Below are 707 nucleotides of genomic sequence, written 5' to 3' on the forward strand. Positions count from 1 at the left end.
GCGAATATATCGAATATTCGCTTCGTTACATTCCTTGCGAGCCTCGCATATCGGCGCAACGCGCACACGTTTTAATTGAAAACAGGCCCTCAGACATGCCCAAATCCCTGATCATTGCTGAAAAGCCTTCAGTTGCGAATGATATCGCGCGCGCGCTCGGCGGCTTTACCAAGCACAAAGACTATTTCGAAAGCGAGTCCTATGTGCTCTCTGCAGCGCTTGGACATCTGCTTGAAATCACCGCGCCTGAAGAATATGAAGTCAAGCGCGGCAAATGGAGTTTTGCGCATTTGCCGGTGATTCCGCCGCATTTTGAATTGCGCCCCATCGCTAAAAACGAAGCGCGCTTAAAACTGCTGAGCAAACTGATTAAACGCAAGGATATCGACCGTTTGATTAATGCATGCGATGCGGGACGCGAAGGTGAATTGATCTTCCGCACGATTGTGCAATATGCCAAAGCGCGCCAGCCGGTTGCGCGCGTCTGGATGCAATCGATGACGCCGCAGGCCATCCGTGACGCGTTTGAACGGCTGCGTAGCGACATGGACATGCAGCCGCTCGCCGCCGCCGCGCGCTGCCGCGCAGAGGCCGACTGGCTGGTCGGGATTAACGGCACGCGCGCGATGACCGCCTTCAATAGCAAGAACGGCGGTTTTTTTCTGACGACCGTCGGGCGCGTGCAAACGCCGACGTTATCGATTGTC

Annotated in this window: 1 protein-coding gene; it reads left to right on the plus strand. The window is 55.0% G+C overall.

Annotated features, from left to right (window positions below; genetic code table 11):
* Positions 1-95: 95 nt before the first annotated feature.
* On the plus strand, positions 96-707 hold a 612-nt coding region (locus CAGGBEG34_RS12055), incomplete at its 3' end, for a DNA topoisomerase (RefSeq protein ID WP_420885868.1).

This window comes from Candidatus Glomeribacter gigasporarum BEG34, from assembly GCF_000227585.1.
Lineage (GTDB): Bacteria > Pseudomonadota > Gammaproteobacteria > Burkholderiales > Burkholderiaceae > Glomeribacter > Glomeribacter gigasporarum_B.